At 73.0% G+C, this 16313-nt stretch carries 13 protein-coding genes; 5 read left to right on the plus strand and 8 right to left on the minus strand.

Annotated elements, in window-relative coordinates; genetic code table 11:
* Nucleotides 1-67: 67 nt before the first annotated feature.
* Nucleotides 68-1018: a LysR family transcriptional regulator gene (locus SROS_RS42600; protein WP_012895184.1), complete on the minus strand. Its 951-nt coding sequence runs from the start codon at nt 1016-1018 to the stop codon at nt 68-70.
* Between the two features lie 117 nt (nt 1019-1135).
* Between SROS_RS42600 and SROS_RS42605 the strand changes: the two genes are divergently transcribed.
* Entirely contained in the window at nt 1136-1441 is a 306-nt protein-coding gene (locus SROS_RS42605) for a hypothetical protein (protein WP_012895185.1), read from the plus strand.
* Nucleotides 1442-1457: 16 nt separating this feature from the next.
* Nucleotides 1458-1808: a DoxX family protein gene (locus SROS_RS42610; RefSeq protein ID WP_012895186.1), complete on the plus strand. Its 351-nt coding sequence runs from the start codon at nt 1458-1460 to the stop codon at nt 1806-1808.
* A 189-nt stretch (nt 1809-1997) separates the two neighbouring features.
* Here SROS_RS42610 and SROS_RS42615 read toward each other — a convergent pair whose 3' ends face one another.
* The 5 genes from SROS_RS42615 to SROS_RS42635 form a co-directional block, all read right to left on the minus strand.
* Nucleotides 1998-3215: a glycosyltransferase gene (locus tag SROS_RS42615; protein ID WP_012895187.1), complete on the minus strand. Its 1218-nt coding sequence runs from the start codon at nt 3213-3215 to the stop codon at nt 1998-2000.
* Entirely contained in the window at nt 3212-4588 is a 1377-nt protein-coding gene (locus SROS_RS42620; protein ID WP_012895188.1) for an MFS transporter, read from the minus strand. The genes SROS_RS42615 and SROS_RS42620 overlap by 4 nt, the downstream gene beginning before the upstream one ends.
* The gene (locus SROS_RS51860; RefSeq protein WP_012895189.1) at nt 4585-8511 is read right to left on the minus strand and encodes an MMPL family transporter; all 3927 of its coding nucleotides are present in this window, start codon (nt 8509-8511) and stop codon (nt 4585-4587) included. The genes SROS_RS42620 and SROS_RS51860 overlap by 4 nt, the downstream gene beginning before the upstream one ends.
* Nucleotides 8511-10235: a fatty acyl-AMP ligase gene (locus SROS_RS42630; protein ID WP_012895190.1), complete on the minus strand. Its 1725-nt coding sequence runs from the start codon at nt 10233-10235 to the stop codon at nt 8511-8513. Before SROS_RS42630 ends, SROS_RS51860 begins: the two co-directional genes overlap by 1 nt.
* Before the next feature lie 117 nt (nt 10236-10352).
* Entirely contained in the window at nt 10353-11561 is a 1209-nt protein-coding gene (locus tag SROS_RS42635; RefSeq protein WP_012895191.1) for an NAD(P)/FAD-dependent oxidoreductase, read from the minus strand.
* Nucleotides 11562-11877: 316 nt separating this feature from the next.
* On the opposite strand from SROS_RS42635, the gene SROS_RS42640 reads away from it, so the two are divergent.
* Complete coding sequence (locus SROS_RS42640; protein ID WP_012895192.1) at nt 11878-12510, plus strand: IclR family transcriptional regulator; 633 nt, start codon at nt 11878-11880, stop codon at nt 12508-12510.
* A gap of 77 nt (nt 12511-12587) precedes the next feature.
* Here the strand turns inward: SROS_RS42640 and SROS_RS42645 are convergent, their stop codons facing one another.
* Complete coding sequence (locus tag SROS_RS42645) at nt 12588-12836, minus strand: SCO4226 family nickel-binding protein (protein ID WP_012895193.1); 249 nt, start codon at nt 12834-12836, stop codon at nt 12588-12590.
* 237 nt (nt 12837-13073) lie between these two features.
* Nucleotides 13074-14369, minus strand: coding sequence for a hypothetical protein (locus SROS_RS42650; RefSeq protein WP_043654118.1), 1296 nt, complete (start codon nt 14367-14369; stop codon nt 13074-13076).
* Between the two features lie 286 nt (nt 14370-14655).
* Here SROS_RS42650 and SROS_RS42655 point away from each other — a divergent pair, with 286 nt between their 5' ends.
* Together SROS_RS42655 and SROS_RS42660 are read left to right on the plus strand one after the other, a co-directional pair.
* Complete coding sequence (locus SROS_RS42655) at nt 14656-14907, plus strand: ferredoxin (RefSeq protein WP_012895195.1); 252 nt, start codon at nt 14656-14658, stop codon at nt 14905-14907.
* The gene (locus SROS_RS42660) at nt 14897-16291 is read left to right on the plus strand and encodes an NAD(P)/FAD-dependent oxidoreductase (protein ID WP_012895196.1); all 1395 of its coding nucleotides are present in this window, start codon (nt 14897-14899) and stop codon (nt 16289-16291) included. Before SROS_RS42655 ends, SROS_RS42660 begins: the two co-directional genes overlap by 11 nt.
* The last annotated feature ends 22 nt before the right edge of the window (nt 16292-16313 follow it).

Consider the following 16313-nt stretch of genomic DNA (forward strand, 5'->3'; position numbering starts at 1 on the left):
CCGCGACATGTCGGTGCGGACTGGTTCGGGTGGAGCCGTTCAGGCCTTGTCGTCGGCGAGCCGATGATCAGGCACCGCCTCGCCCCCGCTCCTGTCGATCCTCGTAATGATCGCTTTCGCCGACATGCGGCGACCGGCTGCTCAAGCAGCAGCGGACGAAGTCTCCGATGACGGGATCGGCGTCGTCGGCGGGTGCCCAGGCCACGCCGACCTGGCTGGAGCTGACGCCGTTGACGGGCCGGTAGGTGACGCCGGGGCGGGCGTAGAAGCGGGCAGCGGATCGGGGGGCCAGCGCGATGCCGTAGCCGTTGGCGATCGCGCTGAGCCAGTCGTCAGGCTGCTCGACGACCGCGCCGATACGGACGGGATGGCCATCCCGTTCGTCGGTCGCCAGCCAGAAGTCCCGCCAGCGCCCCGTCGCGGCAGGGGCCGCCACGAACGGCTCGTCCCACAGGTCGGGGAAGGAGATCACCTCACGCGTGGCAAGCGGGTGCGCCGTGGGGAGCGCGACCCAGCGGGGCTCGGCGAACAGCACTTCCACCCGCAGGTCGTCCTGTCCGGGGAAGGGCAGCCGTACAAGAGCGACATCGATGTCTCCCGAGGCGAGTCCGGCGGCCGGGGTGGACCAGGTGGCCTGCCGCATCTCCGCTCGCCAGTCCGGCCGGAGCCGGGCGAACTCCGCGATGATGTGCTGGGTGGCCTCGTTGGCGGCGCTGGCCAGGTAGCCGATCCGCAACACGCGCTCTGTCCGGCCGGCCGCGTTCTTGGTCTCCCGCAGGATCCGGCCCCAGCCCTCCAGCAGGGCGGGTACCTGCTCGGCGAGGATCCGGCCCGGCTCGGTGAGAGCCATGCCGGCCCGCGATCGGGTGAACAGCCGCACGCTGAGCATGTTTTCGAGTTGCTTGATCTGTTTGGTGAGCGCCGGTTGCGACACGAAGAGCCGTTCCGCGGCGCGAGTCAGGTTCCCCTCCTCCGCCACGACGGCGAAGTACCGCAACAGCCGCGTGTCGACATCCATGCCGTCAGGTTATGGATGCAGGTATTGGACGCCAAGCTGGGCCCTCGGAGAGGCTTGATGCCGTGAGCGAGCAACGGGCTCGCCAGTCCCCCGCACTGTTTATTTCCGGGAGTAGCCGTGTCTGTCTTCATGATCTCGTACCAGGTGGCGGACGAGGGCGTCGCCGAGGTTGTCGAGGCGATCGAGAAGGCCTTCGCCGCCGTGGACGCACAGCGGCCGGACGGCATCCGGTATGCCTACCTGCGCAGGGCCGGCGGCACCGAGTTCGTCGCTCTGCTGGAGCTCGCCGACGGCGTGGAGAATCCGCTGCCCGGCCTCGCCGAGGCGCGCCGGCTCCAGGCGACCGTGGCCAGGTGGGCGGTGGGGCCGGCCCCGGCGCCCCAGCCTTTCGACGTTCTGGGCGACTACCGCATGCGCGGCTGAACGGAGGTCAGACGGAATGTTCGCCGCCTACGTCATGGTCACGGTCGTCACGATCGTGGCCACTGCGGGGATCGTCCTCGCCGACTTCACCGGAGCGGGGTTCGTCCTGGCCAACTCGGCAGAGGTGGGCCTGTCCCCGTCCTGGATCCCCCTGCTCGGATGGCTGAAAGCCGCGGGCGCCGTCGGGCTCCTGCTGGGACTTCTGGGCGTGCCGCTCGTCGGTCTCGCCGCCGCTGCCGGGCTCGTGCTCTTCTTCGTCGGCGCTGTCGTGGCCCACGTTCGGGCCCGCGTCTTTCACAACATCGTCTTTCCCGGAGGCTACCTGGCACTGGCCATCGGATCATTCACCCTGGCCGCCGTGCAGTGACCTCCTGGATCCGGCGACCTTCGACAGCGTCCCCCAGGCAGAAGGCCCGCGGTTCCCGGAGTCGCGGTGAACCCGGTCTCCGACATCGCCGCGGGTCCTCCGGCCGGACACCGGCCGACGGACCGGTTCGACAGGCGAGAGATCGTCAACGCGACCCTGTGCACGGAAGCTCGCAGAACGAACGCCCTCTCAGAGCCCCAGCGCCTCGCACGCGCGCGTCACCCCGTCCTCGGCGCGCATCCGCTCCCCCAGCCGGGCCGCCGCCGTCCTGATCCGCCCGTCCCGTACGGCGCGCGCCACTCTCCCGGCCAGCGTCTCCGCGGTGACCTTCCGCACCGGCAGCGGCGCGGGCCCCGCGCCCAGCAGGGCCACCCGGGCGCCCCAGAACGGCTGGTCGGAGAAGAAGGGGCAGACCACCCCCGGGACCCCCGCCCGCAGCCCGCTTCCCGTCGTCCCGGCGCCCCCGTGATGCACCACCGCGGCCACCCGCGGGAAAAGCCATCCGTGGTCGGCGTCGCCGACCGCGAACATGTCCTCCGCCCCGCCGTACGGCATGCCCTGCAGAACTCCCCGGACCCCGGCCCGGCGCAGCGCCGCCACCACCGTCGCGGCCATCGCGTCCGGGTCGGCGGGGACCATGCTGCCGAACCCCACGTAGACCGGTGGCGGCCCGGCGCCGAGGAACGCCTCCAGCTCGGGCCCGGGAGCCCAGGCGCGCTCCAGCGGCCAGAACCCGGTCAGGTGCACGTAGTCGGGCCAGTCCGCCGGGCGCGCGACGACCGAGGGGCTCACCCCGCACAGCACCGGCACCCGGCCGGCACGCGCCTGGCGGAAGGGGCTCCCCCGCATGGGCCCCAGCGTGAACACCCTGCTCCGCAGCCGGTTCACCATGCGGCCCAGCAGCAGCCAGCTCAGCCCCTCCACCAGCGCGTAACTGGCCCGGTTGCCCGCCCTGCCGAGGGTCCGCAACGGGACCAGCGGGTTGGGAAAGGCCCCGGTGGGCTCGCTGGGCTGGAAGTGGAGCAGCGCGTACGGCATGCCGTACCGCTCGGAGAGGTGGTGGCCGAAGCCGCCCAGCGCGGGCGAGAGCACCAGGTCCGCGCCCGCGCAGGCCGCGTCCACCTCGGTGACCAGCCGCTCGGCGAGCGGCTCCACGATCCTGCGGAACCCCCGGGCGAACCCGGCGGGGCCGCTGCGCAGCCACGCCTGCCCCTCCTCGGACTCCACGATCCTCAGGGGGTCGACGCTCACGGGGGCGAGTCCGAGCCCGGCCTCCTCGACCAGCCCGCCGTACCGGGCGGCGGCGACGACCGTGACCCGGTGCCCCCTCGCGGCGAGCCCCGCACCGAGCGCCACGCAGGGCTGGGTGTCCCCCCGCGACCCGAACGCCAGGACCGCGATCCTCACCGGAGCGTCACCAGGCTCACCGCGGCCCCCACGACGACCAGGGCGGCGGCGGTGAGCAGGCCGGCCGCGTAGCCGGCGGTGAAGCTCGCGGAGCTGCCGACGATCACTCCGACGACCGCGATGCCGAACAGCCCGGACATCTCGCGCGCCACGCTGAACACTCCCCCCGCCACTCCCGCCCTGGACTCCGGAACGGCCCCCAGCACCGCCGAGCCGAGCGGCATGGTCAGTGCCGAGCCGACCCCGATCACGCACACGGCGGGCAGCAGGTCGGCCCAGCCGTCGCCGGGGCGCAGGAACCCGACGGCGGCCATGCCCCCGGCGACGAGGAGGAGCCCCAGCGCGACCGTGCGCCCCGCGCCGAGCCGGCGCTCGACGTACGGCACCAGCGGCGTGACCGCGACGACGAGCAGCGCCAGCGGCACGAACGCCAGACCGGACATGGTCGGGCTGAAGCCGAGGACGCCCTGCAGGAACAGCGCCGTGAAGAAGAACACCCCGTTGACGCCGAGCCCCCAGAGCACCTGGGCGATCACCCCGCCGGTGAACGCCCGCGCCCGGAACAGCGCGAGGTCCACCATCGGGTCCGCGCCGAACCTCTCGACGGCCACGAAGACGGCGGCCGCGACCACGCCGACCGCCCCCGAGGCCACGATCACCGGCGACGTCCACCCCAGCTCGGCCCCGAAGGTCAGCGCGAACGTGCCCGCCGACAGCACGACGACCGACGTCGCGACCCCCGGGACGTCCACGCGGGCGGCGCTCGCGTCGCGCGACTCGGGGACCGCGACGGCCGCGAGCGCGATGACGAGAACGCCGAGGGGGACGTTGAGCAGGAAGACCCAGCTCCAGTGGAAGTGCTGGGTCAGGTAGCCGCCGACGACCGGTCCCAGGGCGAGCGCGCCCGCCCCCGAGGCCATCCAGACCGCGACGCCGGTCGACCGCTGCCGGTCGTCGTTGCCCACCGAGACCACCGCCAGCATCGCGGGCAGGATCAACGCCGCACCGCAGCCCTGGACCAGCCGGGCGGCGACGAGCACGCCCGCCGAGGTGGCCAGCCCGGCGGCGAGGGACGCCGCCGTGAAGACCGCGAGCCCGGCGACGAGGACCCTGCGGCGGCCGTAGACGTCGGCCAGGCGGCCTCCGGCGAGCATGAAGCCCGCGAAGGTGAGGACGTAGCCGGTGACGACCCATTCGAGCGCCGCCAGGGACGCGCCCAGCTCGGTCTGCAAGGTGGGCAGGGCGACCGTGACGACCGTGTTGTCCAGCGTGGTCACGAACCCGGCCAGGCCGACGACCAGCAGCAGCAGGCCGCGCCGGGTGGGCCGGGGCCGGGCCGCGGTGCCGTCGGGCCGCGCGGCGAGATCGCTCACTCCGGCACCTCCGTCCACTCCCAGCCGGATCCGTCCTGTCTGGGCCGTACGACCCGCGTGGTGCGGGTCCCCACCGCGACCCAGCCGCCGGCTCCCTGCCCCTCCTGTCCCGCTCGCTCCTGTACGGCCCGCCGCTCCCGCGCGACCTGGCCGGACGCACCCGCCCGTGTCCCGTCCTCCGTCTCCGGACGGGACTCCGGGCGTGGCTCCGGGCGGGGCGCCGGGCAGGGCGCCGAGCGCGACTCCGGAGGGGACTCTGGACGCGGCTCCGGGCGTGGCTCCGGGCGGGGTGCCGGCGGTTCCGCGATCGGCGGGACCGGCCTGTTGTCGTGCCGGATGAGCGGCTCCAACTGGTCGATCAGATGGCTGCTGACCGGCGGCGCGCTCCATGTGCGGCGGGCGTCCCCGGTCTCCGCCGTGGGACCCGGCGTGGGACCCGGCGTGGGACCCGGCGTCGCGGCGGCCGGGGCGGGAGGCGGCAACTCCGGCCGCACCCGGGGCGCGGACGGTGGAGCGGGAAGCTCGGGCCGTACCCGGGGCGCGGGCGGCAGCTGCTCGGGGCGAGGTGGAGAAGCCGGCTCGGGGCGGAGCGGAGAAGTCGGCTCGGGGCGGAGCGGAGAAGCGGGCTCGGGCCGTACCCGGATGACGGGGGGAGGCTCGGGGCGCGGACGGGGATCGGGCTCCAGCCGTACCCGGATGACGGGGGGAGAGGGCTCCGGGCGGGCCCGCGGAGGCGGGGCGGGCGAGGGGACGGGACGGCCGGGGACCGGGGGGCGCGCCGGGGAGTGCCGGGCGGGTCCCACCGCGTCCTCGACGGTCAGCAGGGGCTGAGGCGGGGACGGGTCTTCATGTTCCTCGGCCCAGTGCCAGCCCGGACCGTCCAGGTTGGGCTTGATGACCTTCTTGACCTTGCGTGCCCGTGCGGGCTCGCGCTCCGACGGCCCGGCGGGCGGTGCCGGAACGGGTGGCGGCTGCTCGGGGTCGAGCCCCGGAAGGGGGTAAGGGTTCGACCGGTGCTGCTGATGCCGGGAGTCCGACGCCCGTGACGGCGCGGGCCGGGGTTCCGGCCGGGAAGGACGCGGGGGACGCGGAGCCGGCGCCGGAGCGGGTGACGGCGGGACGGTCCGAGATGGAGCCGGGTCCACACGGGGAGCCGGGTCCACGCGGGGAGGGGCGGAGCGGGAAGGGGGAGGGGAGTGGTGGGAGGGAGGTGGGACGGGAGTCGCGCCGGGCGCCGGGCGGGAGGAAGGCGAGGTGGGGGTCGCGCCGGGCGCCGGGCGGGAGGGAGGCGGGGTGGGGGTCGCGCCGGGCGCCGGGCGGGAGGGAGGCGGGGTGGGGGTCGCGCCGGGCGCCGGGCGGGAGGGAGGCGGGGTGGGGGTCGCGCGGGGTGGGGCCGGGTCCGCGCGAGGCGGGACGGGGCGTGCGGGAGGCGGCGCGGAGCGGGCGGGAGGGGCGGGGTCGGGGACGGTCTCCTCGACCCACTGCCAGTCGGAGCCGTCGCGGGTGGACCTGATGACACGCGCCGAGACGGCCGGTGCGAGGGGCGGAGGTCCGGGGGCGGCGAGCTGCGGCACCGGCGGGGAGGTCTCCAGGCGGTGCGCCGGGGTGGTGCGGCGGCGGCCGGGGGCGTCCTCGCGCTCCACGGTGACGTAGGTGGGGGCGATCTCGGCGGGGCGGTGGTCGCGGACGTCGTGCTCGCGGATCTCGATGCGCCGGTGGAACCCCCGCAGGAAGCCCGGCAGCCACCAGTTGGCGTCGCCCATCAGGCGCATCGTCGCGGGCACCAGCAGCGCCCGGACCAGCGTCGCGTCCACCACGATGGCCACGAACATGCCGACGCCGAGCATCTTCACGATGGTGATCCCCGCGGTGGAGAACGCCGCGATGACCACGAGCAGCAGCAGGGCGGCGCTGGTGATGACCCCGCCGGTCCGCTCCAGGCCGACCGCCACGGCGGCGGTGTTGTCCCGGGTTCTCAGCCACTCGGCGCGGACCCGGCTGAGCAGGAACAGCTCGTAGTCCATCGACAGGCCGAACACCACCGCCAGGATCAGCACGGTGATGGTCGCCTCGATGCTCCCGGTCGGGGTGAAGCCGAGGACGTCCGCCAGGTTGCCGTCCTGGAAGGCCCAGACGATCACGCCGAAGGACGCGCCCAGGGAGAGGACGTTCATCAGGATCGCCTTGATCGGCAGCAGGATCGAGCCGAACGCGGCGAACAGCAGCAGGCCCGTCATCAGGCAGACCACCAGCGCGGTCCACGGCAGGGTGGACTCCAGGCTGGCCTGCAGGTCGAGCTGGGCGGCGGTGGGGCCGCCGACGACCACGTCCTGGAAGTTCCGCTCCAGGGAAAGGTCGCGGATCCGCTCGACCAGCGCGCGGGCCTCGTCCGACATCGGGTCCTTGTCGTAGCGGACCGCCAGCCGTACCGCACCGTTGTTCTGCGAGATCCCGGTGACGTCCACCCCGGTGACGTGGTCGAGTGCCTCCAGGCGCTCCACGAAGGCCTTCACGTCCAGCGGGCCGACCTCGGTGACCGGGGTGATCCCCGAGTTGCCGACCCCGATGGGCCCGAGCCGCGTCCCGACCTCCGAGGTGAGCGCGCCGGGCGCCGACGCGGTCATCGGCCCGACGAGGTCGCGCTCGACGAGCACGATGACATCGATCGGCGACATCGCGTTCCTGGCGAACCCCGTGTTGATCTCCTCGGCGACCTGGCGGCTCTCGAACCGCTCGGGCAGCACCCGGTGGTCCACGCTGCCGAACCGCACGTGCACGAACGGCGCGGCCAGCGCGAACAGCACCACGCCGACCCCGGCGAGGTAGACCACCGGGCGGCGCATCACGCTGGAGGCGATGGCGTGCCAGGTCCCGCTGCCGCCCTTGTGCCTGCCGAAGTCCGGCGCGAGCCGGATCGCGTCCACCCGGGGCCCGAGCACGGCCAGCAGCGCGGGCAGCACGATCAGCGCGGCCGCCATCGCGACCAGCACCACCGCCGCCGCGCCCAGGCCGATCGAGCGCAGGAACATCTGCGGGAACAGCAGCAGGCCGCTGAGCGAGGTCGCCACGGTCAGCCCGGAGAACGCGACCGTGCGGCCGGCCGTCGCCATGGTCCGCACGACGGCCGTCTCCACCGGCGAGCCCCGGCGGATCTCCTCTCGGAAGGCGTTCAGCACGAACAGCGAGTAGTCGATGGCCAGGCCCAGGCCGAGCATCGTCACGACGTTCAGCGAGAAGACCGAGACGTCGGTCACCTCGGTCAGCAACCGGAGCAGCAGGAGCGCGCCGACCACCGACAGCAGCCCGACGACCAGCGGCAGCCCGGCGGCGACCAGGCTGCCGAAGACCAGCACGAGCAGGACGAGCAGCACCGGCATCGACAGGGCCTCGGCCTGCTGCAGGTCGGCGCCGGTCTGCGTGTTGAGGTCCTTGAGCAGCGGGATCGGGCCGCCGACCTTGACCGTGTATCCGGCCGGCGCGGTCCTGAGCCGGTCCTTGACCTGCTCGTAGCCGCTCTGCTTCGTCAGCTGCCCGCCGCGCAGGGTGATCAGCGCGTAGGTGGAGTGCCTGTCCTCGGAGACGAGCTCCGCGGCCTTGGTCGTCCAGTAGGTGGACGTCCCCGTGACGTGCTCGGCGGGCAGGTCGCGGAGCGCGGCGTGCACGTCCTTCCTGAACTGCTCGTCATTCGCCTCGAACGTCGGGTGGGTGTAGAGGACCACCACGTCGGGCGAGCTGCCGCCGAACCACTGCCGGCTCCACTGGGCGGCCGAGGTCGACTCGGCGCCCGGGTCGTCGAACCCGCCGTCGGTCATCCGCCCGAACAGCCCCAGCCCGAAGTATCCGGCGACGACCGCGAACACCGCCCCCAGCGCCAGCACGCTCCAGCGTGCCCGGTAGACGGTCCGCCCGAACGACTCGAACATCAGACGCCGGCGTCCCTGGGCCCGGCGGGCCGGGGGCCGAACGCGCCGTCCAGGTAGGCCAGTACGCACGCCCTGCGGGCGATCTTCCCGCTCGACGTGCGCGGCACGACTCCCGCCTCGGTCAGCACGAAGTCATGCAGCCGCAGATCATGGTTTTTCGCGACAGCCGCGCGGATGTTGGCCGTGACCTCGGCGAGGTCGCGCCCGGCGGCCCTGCGGGACCGCTCGGCCACCACGACCAGCCGCTCGGTCTCCTCCCCCGGCAGGGCGAACGCCGCCACGTGGTCCCGGCGGACGGCCTGGTCGGCCTCCTGCACGGTCACCTCCACATCCTGTGGATAGTGGTTGCGCCCGTCGACGATGATCAGGTCCTTGATCCGCCCGGTGATGTAGAGCTCGCCCTCGTGGACGACGCCCAGGTCCCCGGTCCGCAGCCAGGTGCCGTCCGCGCCGTCGAGCACGTTGCCGAAGACCTCGGCGCTGCGCTCCTCGTCCCGCCAGTAGGCCCGCGCCACGTTCGGCCCCTGCACCCAGATCTCGCCCACCTCGCCGTCCGGCTTCGCCGTACCGGACTCCGAGACGATGGCGACCCGCTGGCCCGTCGGCACCCCGCAGGAGACCAGGTCGCTGACCCGTCCCTCACCCGTGTACGGCACGGCCCGCCCGGCGGTCAGCGCGTCCCTGTCGAACAGGGTCACCCGGGCCGGCAGGTCCCGGTCCATCACCGTGACGAACACCGTCGCCTCCGCCAGGCCGTACCCGGGGGTGTGCGCCTCGGGCCGCAGCCCGCACGCGGCGAACGTCTCGGAGAACCGGTCGATCGTGCTGCCGCGCAGCGGCTCGGCGCCGTTGAGCATGACCGAGACCCCGGACAGGTCGAGCGTGGCCTTCTCCTCGTCGGTGACCCGGCCGGCCGTGTACTCGAAGGCGAAGTTGGGGCCGCCGGTGAACACGTCGTCGTACTCGCTGAGCATCCGCAGCCACCGCACCGGGTGCATGACGAACGCGACCGGGTCCATGAACACCGCCTGGTTTCCGCCCACCATCGGCGCGGCGATCGTGGCGATCAGGCCCATGTCGTGGAAGAGCGGCAGCCACAGGGCCGCCGTGGACACCCGGGGGGTGGCCCGGAAGGCCTCCCAGAGCTGCTCGGCGTTCGCGGTGAAGTTGGCGTGGCTGATCTCCACTCCCGCGGGGGCGCGGGTCGAGCCGGAGGTGTACTGCAGGTAGGCCAGGTCGCCGAGCCCGATCGGCTCGGGCTCCCACTCGTCGGCGAGCAGGTCGGAGACCGCGTCCAGCGTGATGACCTGCTTGGGCCGGGGCGCGGACCCGCCGTCCAGGAAGGCGTGGACGCTGTCCAGCGCGGAGGTCGTGGTGAGCACGCAGACCGGGTCGGCGTCGGCGTAGGCCCGGATCAGCCGGTCGGCGTGGCCGGGCAGGTCGGGTGCGAACAGCGGCACCGCGACCACCCGGGCGTACATGGTCCCGAGCATCGCGACCACGTACTCCAGCCCCTGCGGCGCCAGGATCGCCGCCCGGTCACCGGGGAGCGTCACCTCGCGCAGCCGTACGGCCAGCGCCCGCGCCTTGAGATCCGCCTTCGCCCAGGAGAGCGTGTGCTTCACCCCGTCGTGTCCGGCGGAGTAGTCCAGGAAGGTGTACGCGGGAGCGTCCGGGATCTCCCTCGCCCACCGCTCAACCCGGGCGATCAGCGCGTCGCTCATCCTCAAGGTCCCCTCGCCGAGGTACAGGGACCTAGCAACTTACTCAGGCGACTCCAGCAATTCTTGCCAAAGACCTGCACATTCCGGGCCTCCGGTTATTACCGGCATGACAACTGATCAGCGGTCCGCCCGGTCGGTCCGGCCGCTCGTCCGCAGGCCCCGGACGGGGACCCTCGGGTGGAGCCCGAAGCGGGGCTCGGGCTCCCGCGCGCCGTCGAGGATCTCGGCGACGTACTCGGCCAGGGCGGGTGCGTGCTTGAACCCGTGGCCGGAGTCGCCGCCGAGCAGCCACACCCCGTCCTCCGGCTGGGCGATGACCCATTCGCCGTCGAGCGTGAGGGTGTACTGGCAGACCTGGCTGAACAGCACCGGCGCCTGGGCCAGGCTCGGGAACCTGCGGCGCAGGTAGGCGCGGGACGCCTCCTCGCTCGACGGCGAGATCCGCCGGTCCCCGGTCTCCGGGTCGTACGGCTCGCCCTCGATGTCCGAGGTCACCTTCATCCCCAGGCCGTCGAGGTCACCGTGCCCGTAGACCGACGCGTCGTAGTCGACCCAGGCGGGCGTGTCCCACCCGGGCGCCACCGCGAAGTGCGCCGTGTCCTGCTTGGTCACCTGCAGATCGGCCATCCCGGGGAAGAGCCGGGGCAGCCACGCCCCGCACGCCCACACCACCCGGTCGGCCCGCAGCACCTCATCCCCGACCCGGACCGCGGGCCCACCGCTCGGCTCCGCCCACCCCTGGAACGCCATGCCGTACGCCTCCGTCCCGCGCGGGACCACCACGTCGTACGGCTCCAGGACGCCCGCGCCGTACGGCTCGGCCCGTCCCCTGACCAGGGTGACGCCGGCCGCACGGGCGAGGCGGGCCGTCACCTGGGTGGCCCGCCGGGCCCTGACCACCCCGGCCTGCGGCTCCCACAGCACGAACTCCAGGTCGTCCCCGCGGAAGTCGGGGAAGAGGGCGGCCGCACGGGCCGGATCCCAGATCTCGTGGGGGATGTCGAGCCGCTCCAGAACCGAGGCGCTCGCCCGCTCCCACCCCTGCGCCCGCCGCGCGAACCAGAGCATCCCCGTCTCGGCGTACAGCTCCTCGCCGACCCGCTCGCCGAGATCCCGCCACAGCTCACGGGCCCGCCGGGCCATCCGGGCGTACCAGTCGTCGGTCCCGTGCGAGGCCCGCAGCAACCGTGTCTCCCCGGCGCTCGCCTGCCGCAGATGTCCGGGCTGGTACTGCTCGACCAGCGTGACGCGCCACCCCGACTCCGCCAGCCGCAACGCCAGCGACGTGCCCCAGATCCCCGCTCCGACCACGATGACGGACTTCATGCCTCGGGCCACCCCCTTCTGTGGATCTCCCTGTGGATCTCCCCCACCGTCGGGCATCTCCGTTCCCCGCCGCAAGCCCACCGATCACCGGACGCCGCGTCCCGTCCCCTGCCGCAAGCCCGCCGACCACCGCATACCGCGTCCCGTTCCCCGCGAGACCACCGATCACCGGACACCGCGTCCCGTCCTTCGCCGCGAGACCGCCGATCCACGCGCCGTTTCCCGCGGAACCACCACCCCGCGCCGTCCGCGCGCCGTCCGCACTGCGGGCACCGTCGATAATCGGGAGCATGCTCCCAGCCCAGCAGGTGCCCTGATGCCGGCCGAGTCGTCGCAGACGCTGGAACGCGGCCTCCGCCTGCTCCGCCTGCTCGCCGACGGCCGCCGCGGCCGCACTCCCACCGAGCTCGCGGGCGAGCTCGGACTGAGCCGCCCGGCGGTCTATCGCCTGCTCACCACCCTCCAGAGCGAGGGCTTCGTCCGCCGCGACCGGGACGGCCGCGTCCACCTCGGCTTCGGCGTGCTCGTGCTGGCGCGCGCCGTCCAGCCCCTGCTCCGTGAGGGCGCCCTGCCCACCCTGCGCGGGCTCGCCGAGGAGGTCGGCGCGACCGCGCACCTCACCGTGGCCGAGGGGGACGACGGCCTGGCGGTGGCGGTGGTCGAACCCTCCTGGACGGACATGCACGTCGCCTACCGCGAAGGCTCCCGCCATCCGCTCGCCAGGGGCGCCGCCGGGCTCGCCGTGCTCGCCCTGCGCCAGGGCCGCACCGACTACGTGATCACCGAAGGCCAGCTCCAGGAGGGGGCACGGGGCATAGCCGCCCCCGTCCCCGGCGTGCCCTGGCTTGAGGCGTCCGTGGGAGTGGTCGCCTTCACCCCCCTCGACCCCGAGGTCGTCGGCCCCCGGGTGGCCGCCGCCGCCGCCGAGCTGGCCACGGCTCTGGCCTGACGGAGGCACGGCCGCGCGCCTCACCGGTCCCGTGGCAGACAGACGGAGGCGCGGACGCGCGCCCTCCCGGCTCCGGGTCAGACGGTCAGCGGCACGGGGTGGATCTCGTCGGCCGGATGACCCGCCCGCTCATGGACCCGCTGGACGGCCTCCGCGTCGGGCGCCTCCGACAGGCAGTAGATGACGCCCTCCGCCGGGTCCGCCCACGCGTGCTCGAAGGACACCCCTTCTTCGGCCTGGATGGCGAGGTCGGCGTCGTGGGCGTCACGGAACTGCTGGTCGGTGATGCCCGCCATGCCGTGATGGACGTCCATGAACTTCGTCATGGCTTCCTCCTGAGGCAGCGGAACCGGCTGGCATGCCGGAACTCCTCCCAGCCTAGATCGGGCATAAAACACCAAAACACCCAAGCTTGTTCAAACGCTGGAATTCTTCCACTTCCGGCGCCCACAGGCCGTTCGAGCGCGCGTTCGCGTGGGTCAGCCGGTTCGAACGCCCGTCCATCCGCGACGAGGGGGCGGGGAGCGGCTACCGCCGCCCGGACCCGCCCGGCGAGACCCCGGTCAAGAGCGGCGGAACCCGGTGATCTCACGGTCACCGATCTTCGTCGCCCGGCTCGCGTCGAACGCCCGGTACCCGGCGATCGCGGCGGCGGCGGCCGCCGGGGCGATGTTCGCGCAGACGATGGTCACGGCGGAGAGCCTGGCGCCGAGAAGCTCGACGAAGGGGCGCAGAGCGGGGTTGAACCGCGCCGCGATTCCCGCCCCCGCGATGGCTCCGAGGCTGGCGACGGAGAAGACGAGCGCGACCTTGTGGATGCGGTCGAGATCCTCGACCGTGTCGGAGAGCGCGTCGGACAGGCGGCGCACCCTCTCGGCCAGATGGACGCCCGCGGCGACGAACTCGACCAGCCTCGCGTCGGCGGCGTCCATGGCGGGCCCGGCCCAGGCCGCCGTTATGGCCTCGCGGACCAGGCCGGTGTCGTGCCCGAACGCCTCTCCGCAGTAGTAGGCGAGCTCGCCCCAGCCCGCGACCGCACGGTCGAGGTCCTCGTCCGAGGGGATGATCATGGCGGTCCAGACGAGCCCACCGGCCATGGCCGCCCAGGAGAACGCCTTCGCGCGCGCCAGATTCGCCTGCGTGGCCTTACTGTACTTGGCGAGCTCCGACAGCCTCCTCTCCCTCTCCGCGTGCAGACCATCCACCCTTTTGTACAAAGAATTCCGATATGCCGCATCCTTCTCACCGAGGTCGTTTGTCCAATTAGTGTCCTCCATATGGCTGACTATAGATTTGCCGACTCTGCCTATGCGCTTTTCCGCTGTATCATTGATTTCCCTTCTCCTGTCGAGGAGAAATGCACTCTCCTCCCTTTTTGTAAAGTTATGGATGGCGCGGCCCCCCATGCCCGCAGCCATGGCGGCCACCCCGGCGCCATACGACAGTGCGGTCGGGTTCATCAAGGATTCGGCGAACGACTCCATCTCATAATCGGAGTAACCCGAGGAAAAGGAAACTTCGCCGGGGTCCGCGTTCCGGGCCTCGGTCACGGCGTCGAGCACCCTGCGGACACTCGCACCTTCGGCCCCGGCGTAGCTTTTCCGGGTCCTCCGCATCATCTCCGCCAGAGACGTGCCCTCGGTCTCGCCGTAGTTGAACTCCTGCTCAAGCTCCTCCCAGGTCTTCCCGTACTCGTGCCGGGCGGGCCACTCACCCGCTCCGCCCAGCGCCCAGGTGGGGAGAGCGACCGTGTCCCCCGAATACCTCAGCGTCCCGAGTCTTTCCGCCATGCCCTCCAAGCTCATCGCCACCTCGTTGAAGACACTTCCGTCATAGGCGAACCCATCGCCGGCAGTCATCCGGTCACCCCATCTCATGAGTCGGCGTACGGCCTCCAGAACCCCTGGAGCACGTCCCCCGGCATCCGTCGCAGCCGACGATAGTGATCAACTCGCGGGCTTCAAAGAGATGATCACGGGTCGGGACGATCACACCGGCGGCACCGATCGGCCACCGTTCGGGAGGAACACGGCAAAGCCAGCGCCAAAAGGCGTAACACGGCGATTCCGGATGACATCTTCCCTGGTCAGCGGCTTACGCTGAACAGCACTTGATGGCCGAACCCGTCGAAGGGACAGGGTCCTCATGAGGCTCGTCGTCGATCTCAACCGGTGCCAGGGATACGCGCAGTGCGCCTTCCTCGCGCCGGACGTGTTCACCATGCACGGTGAGGAGGCGCTGATGTACGACCCCGGCGCCGACGAGGCCCGGCGCGAGCAGGTCATGAGGGCCGCGGCCGCGTGCCCGGTCCAGGCCATCCTCGTCGACCAGGTCGACGCGCCGGGCACGCCGGAGCGGCCGATCGCGCTGGAGAGGGCGGGGACCGATGGCCGTTGACGGGTCCGACAAGGCGTTCAGGCGACACGGCCGCGTGGTCGTCGTCGGCGCCTCCCTGGCGGGCCTGCGGGCCGCGGAGACCCTGCGCGAGGAGGGCTTCACGGGGTCGCTGACCATGATCGGAGACGAGCCGCACGAGCCGTACGACCGGCCGCCGCTGTCCAAGCAGGTCCTGCTCGGCAAGGTGCCCGCAGACGGCACGGCCCTTCCCCGGCGCCGCGCGATCGACGCGGAGTGGCGGCTCGGGGTCGCCGCCGCCGGACTGGACCTGACCGGCAAGCGGGTGCGCCTGGCCGACGGGCAGGAGGTCGGCTTCGACCGCCTGCTGATCGCGACCGGCACCCGTGCCCGGCCGTGGCCGAGGGACGCGGAGGCCGACCTTGACGGCGTCTTCGTCCTGCGCACCAGCGACGACGCCGCCCGGCTGAACCGGAGGCTGGCCGCCAGGCCCCGCCGGGTGCTGGTCGTCGGCGCCGGGTTCACCGGCTCCGAGGTCGCCTCCGCCTGCCGCGAGCGGGGGCTGGAGGTCACGGTCGCCGAGCGCGGCCCGGCCCCCCTCGTGGGCGCGCTCGGCGGCGTCGTCGGCGCGGTCGCGGCGGAGCTCCAGCGTGAGCACGGTGTCGACCTGCGCTGCTGCATCACGGTGACCGCGCTCGAAGGCGATCCGGCCGGACGGCTCAGGCGCGCCCACCTGTCCGACGGCGGCACGCTGGACGTCGACGTGGCGGTGATCGCGCTCGGGGCGATGCGCAACACCGAGTGGCTCGCGGGTTCCGGGCTCGGCGCCGGCCCGCGGGGCGTCGCTTGCGACGCCGGGTGCCGGGCCTTCGACGTGCACGGCATCGTCACCGACGACATCTTCGTCGCCGGCGACGTCGCCCGGTCCCCGCACCCGCTCTTCGGCTACCAGTTCCTCTCCCTGGAGCACTGGGGCAACGCGGTCGCGCAGGCCGAGGTCGCCGCCCACAACATGATCAGCCGCGGCCCCGACCGCCGCCCCCACCTGTGGGTGCCGGCCTTCTGGTCCGCCCAGTTCGGGGTGAACATCAAGTCCGTCGGCGTGCCGCCCATGGGTGACGAGATCATCGTCACCCAGGGGTCGCTCGCCGAGCACCGCTTCGCCGCGGCCTACGGCCACCAGGGCCGCGTCATCGCCGCGGTCACCTTCGACCACGCCAGATGGATCGACTTCTACCGCGAGCAGATCGAGTCGGCCGCGCCGTTCCCGCCCGACTTCACCAACGTCGACCGGCGGCCCGAGGGCCTGCGGCCGGTCGGGGCCGACTTCCCGGACCCCGCCCTGCCCACCCACGGCCCCACCGTCACCCTGAGCGGCTACTCGCCCAGCGATCGGCGGGTCGTCTTCACCCCGGCCCGTGCCTGACGACGAGCGCCCAGGCCGACCA

This window comes from Streptosporangium roseum DSM 43021 (assembly GCF_000024865.1).
Lineage (GTDB): Bacteria > Actinomycetota > Actinomycetes > Streptosporangiales > Streptosporangiaceae > Streptosporangium > Streptosporangium roseum.

Excerpts from the sequence above, each read along its gene's own strand:
- SROS_RS42600 (WP_012895184.1), bottom strand. The coding sequence starts at position 1,018 with ATGGATGTCGACACGCGGCTGTTGCGGTACTTCGCCGTCGTGGCGGAG.
- SROS_RS42610 (WP_012895186.1), top strand. The coding sequence starts at position 1,458 with ATGTTCGCCGCCTACGTCATGGTCACGGTCGTCACGATCGTGGCCACT.
- SROS_RS51860 (WP_012895189.1), bottom strand. The coding sequence starts at position 8,511 with ATGTTCGAGTCGTTCGGGCGGACCGTCTACCGGGCACGCTGGAGCGTG.
- SROS_RS42630 (WP_012895190.1), bottom strand. The coding sequence starts at position 10,235 with ATGAGCGACGCGCTGATCGCCCGGGTTGAGCGGTGGGCGAGGGAGATC.
- SROS_RS42635 (WP_012895191.1), bottom strand. The coding sequence starts at position 11,561 with ATGAAGTCCGTCATCGTGGTCGGAGCGGGGATCTGGGGCACGTCGCTG.
- SROS_RS42640 (WP_012895192.1), top strand. The coding sequence starts at position 11,878 with ATGCCGGCCGAGTCGTCGCAGACGCTGGAACGCGGCCTCCGCCTGCTC.
- SROS_RS42645 (WP_012895193.1), bottom strand. The coding sequence starts at position 12,836 with ATGACGAAGTTCATGGACGTCCATCACGGCATGGCGGGCATCACCGAC.
- SROS_RS42650 (WP_043654118.1), bottom strand. The coding sequence starts at position 14,369 with ATGACTGCCGGCGATGGGTTCGCCTATGACGGAAGTGTCTTCAACGAG.
- SROS_RS42655 (WP_012895195.1), top strand. The coding sequence starts at position 14,656 with ATGAGGCTCGTCGTCGATCTCAACCGGTGCCAGGGATACGCGCAGTGC.
- SROS_RS42660 (WP_012895196.1), top strand. The coding sequence starts at position 14,897 with ATGGCCGTTGACGGGTCCGACAAGGCGTTCAGGCGACACGGCCGCGTG.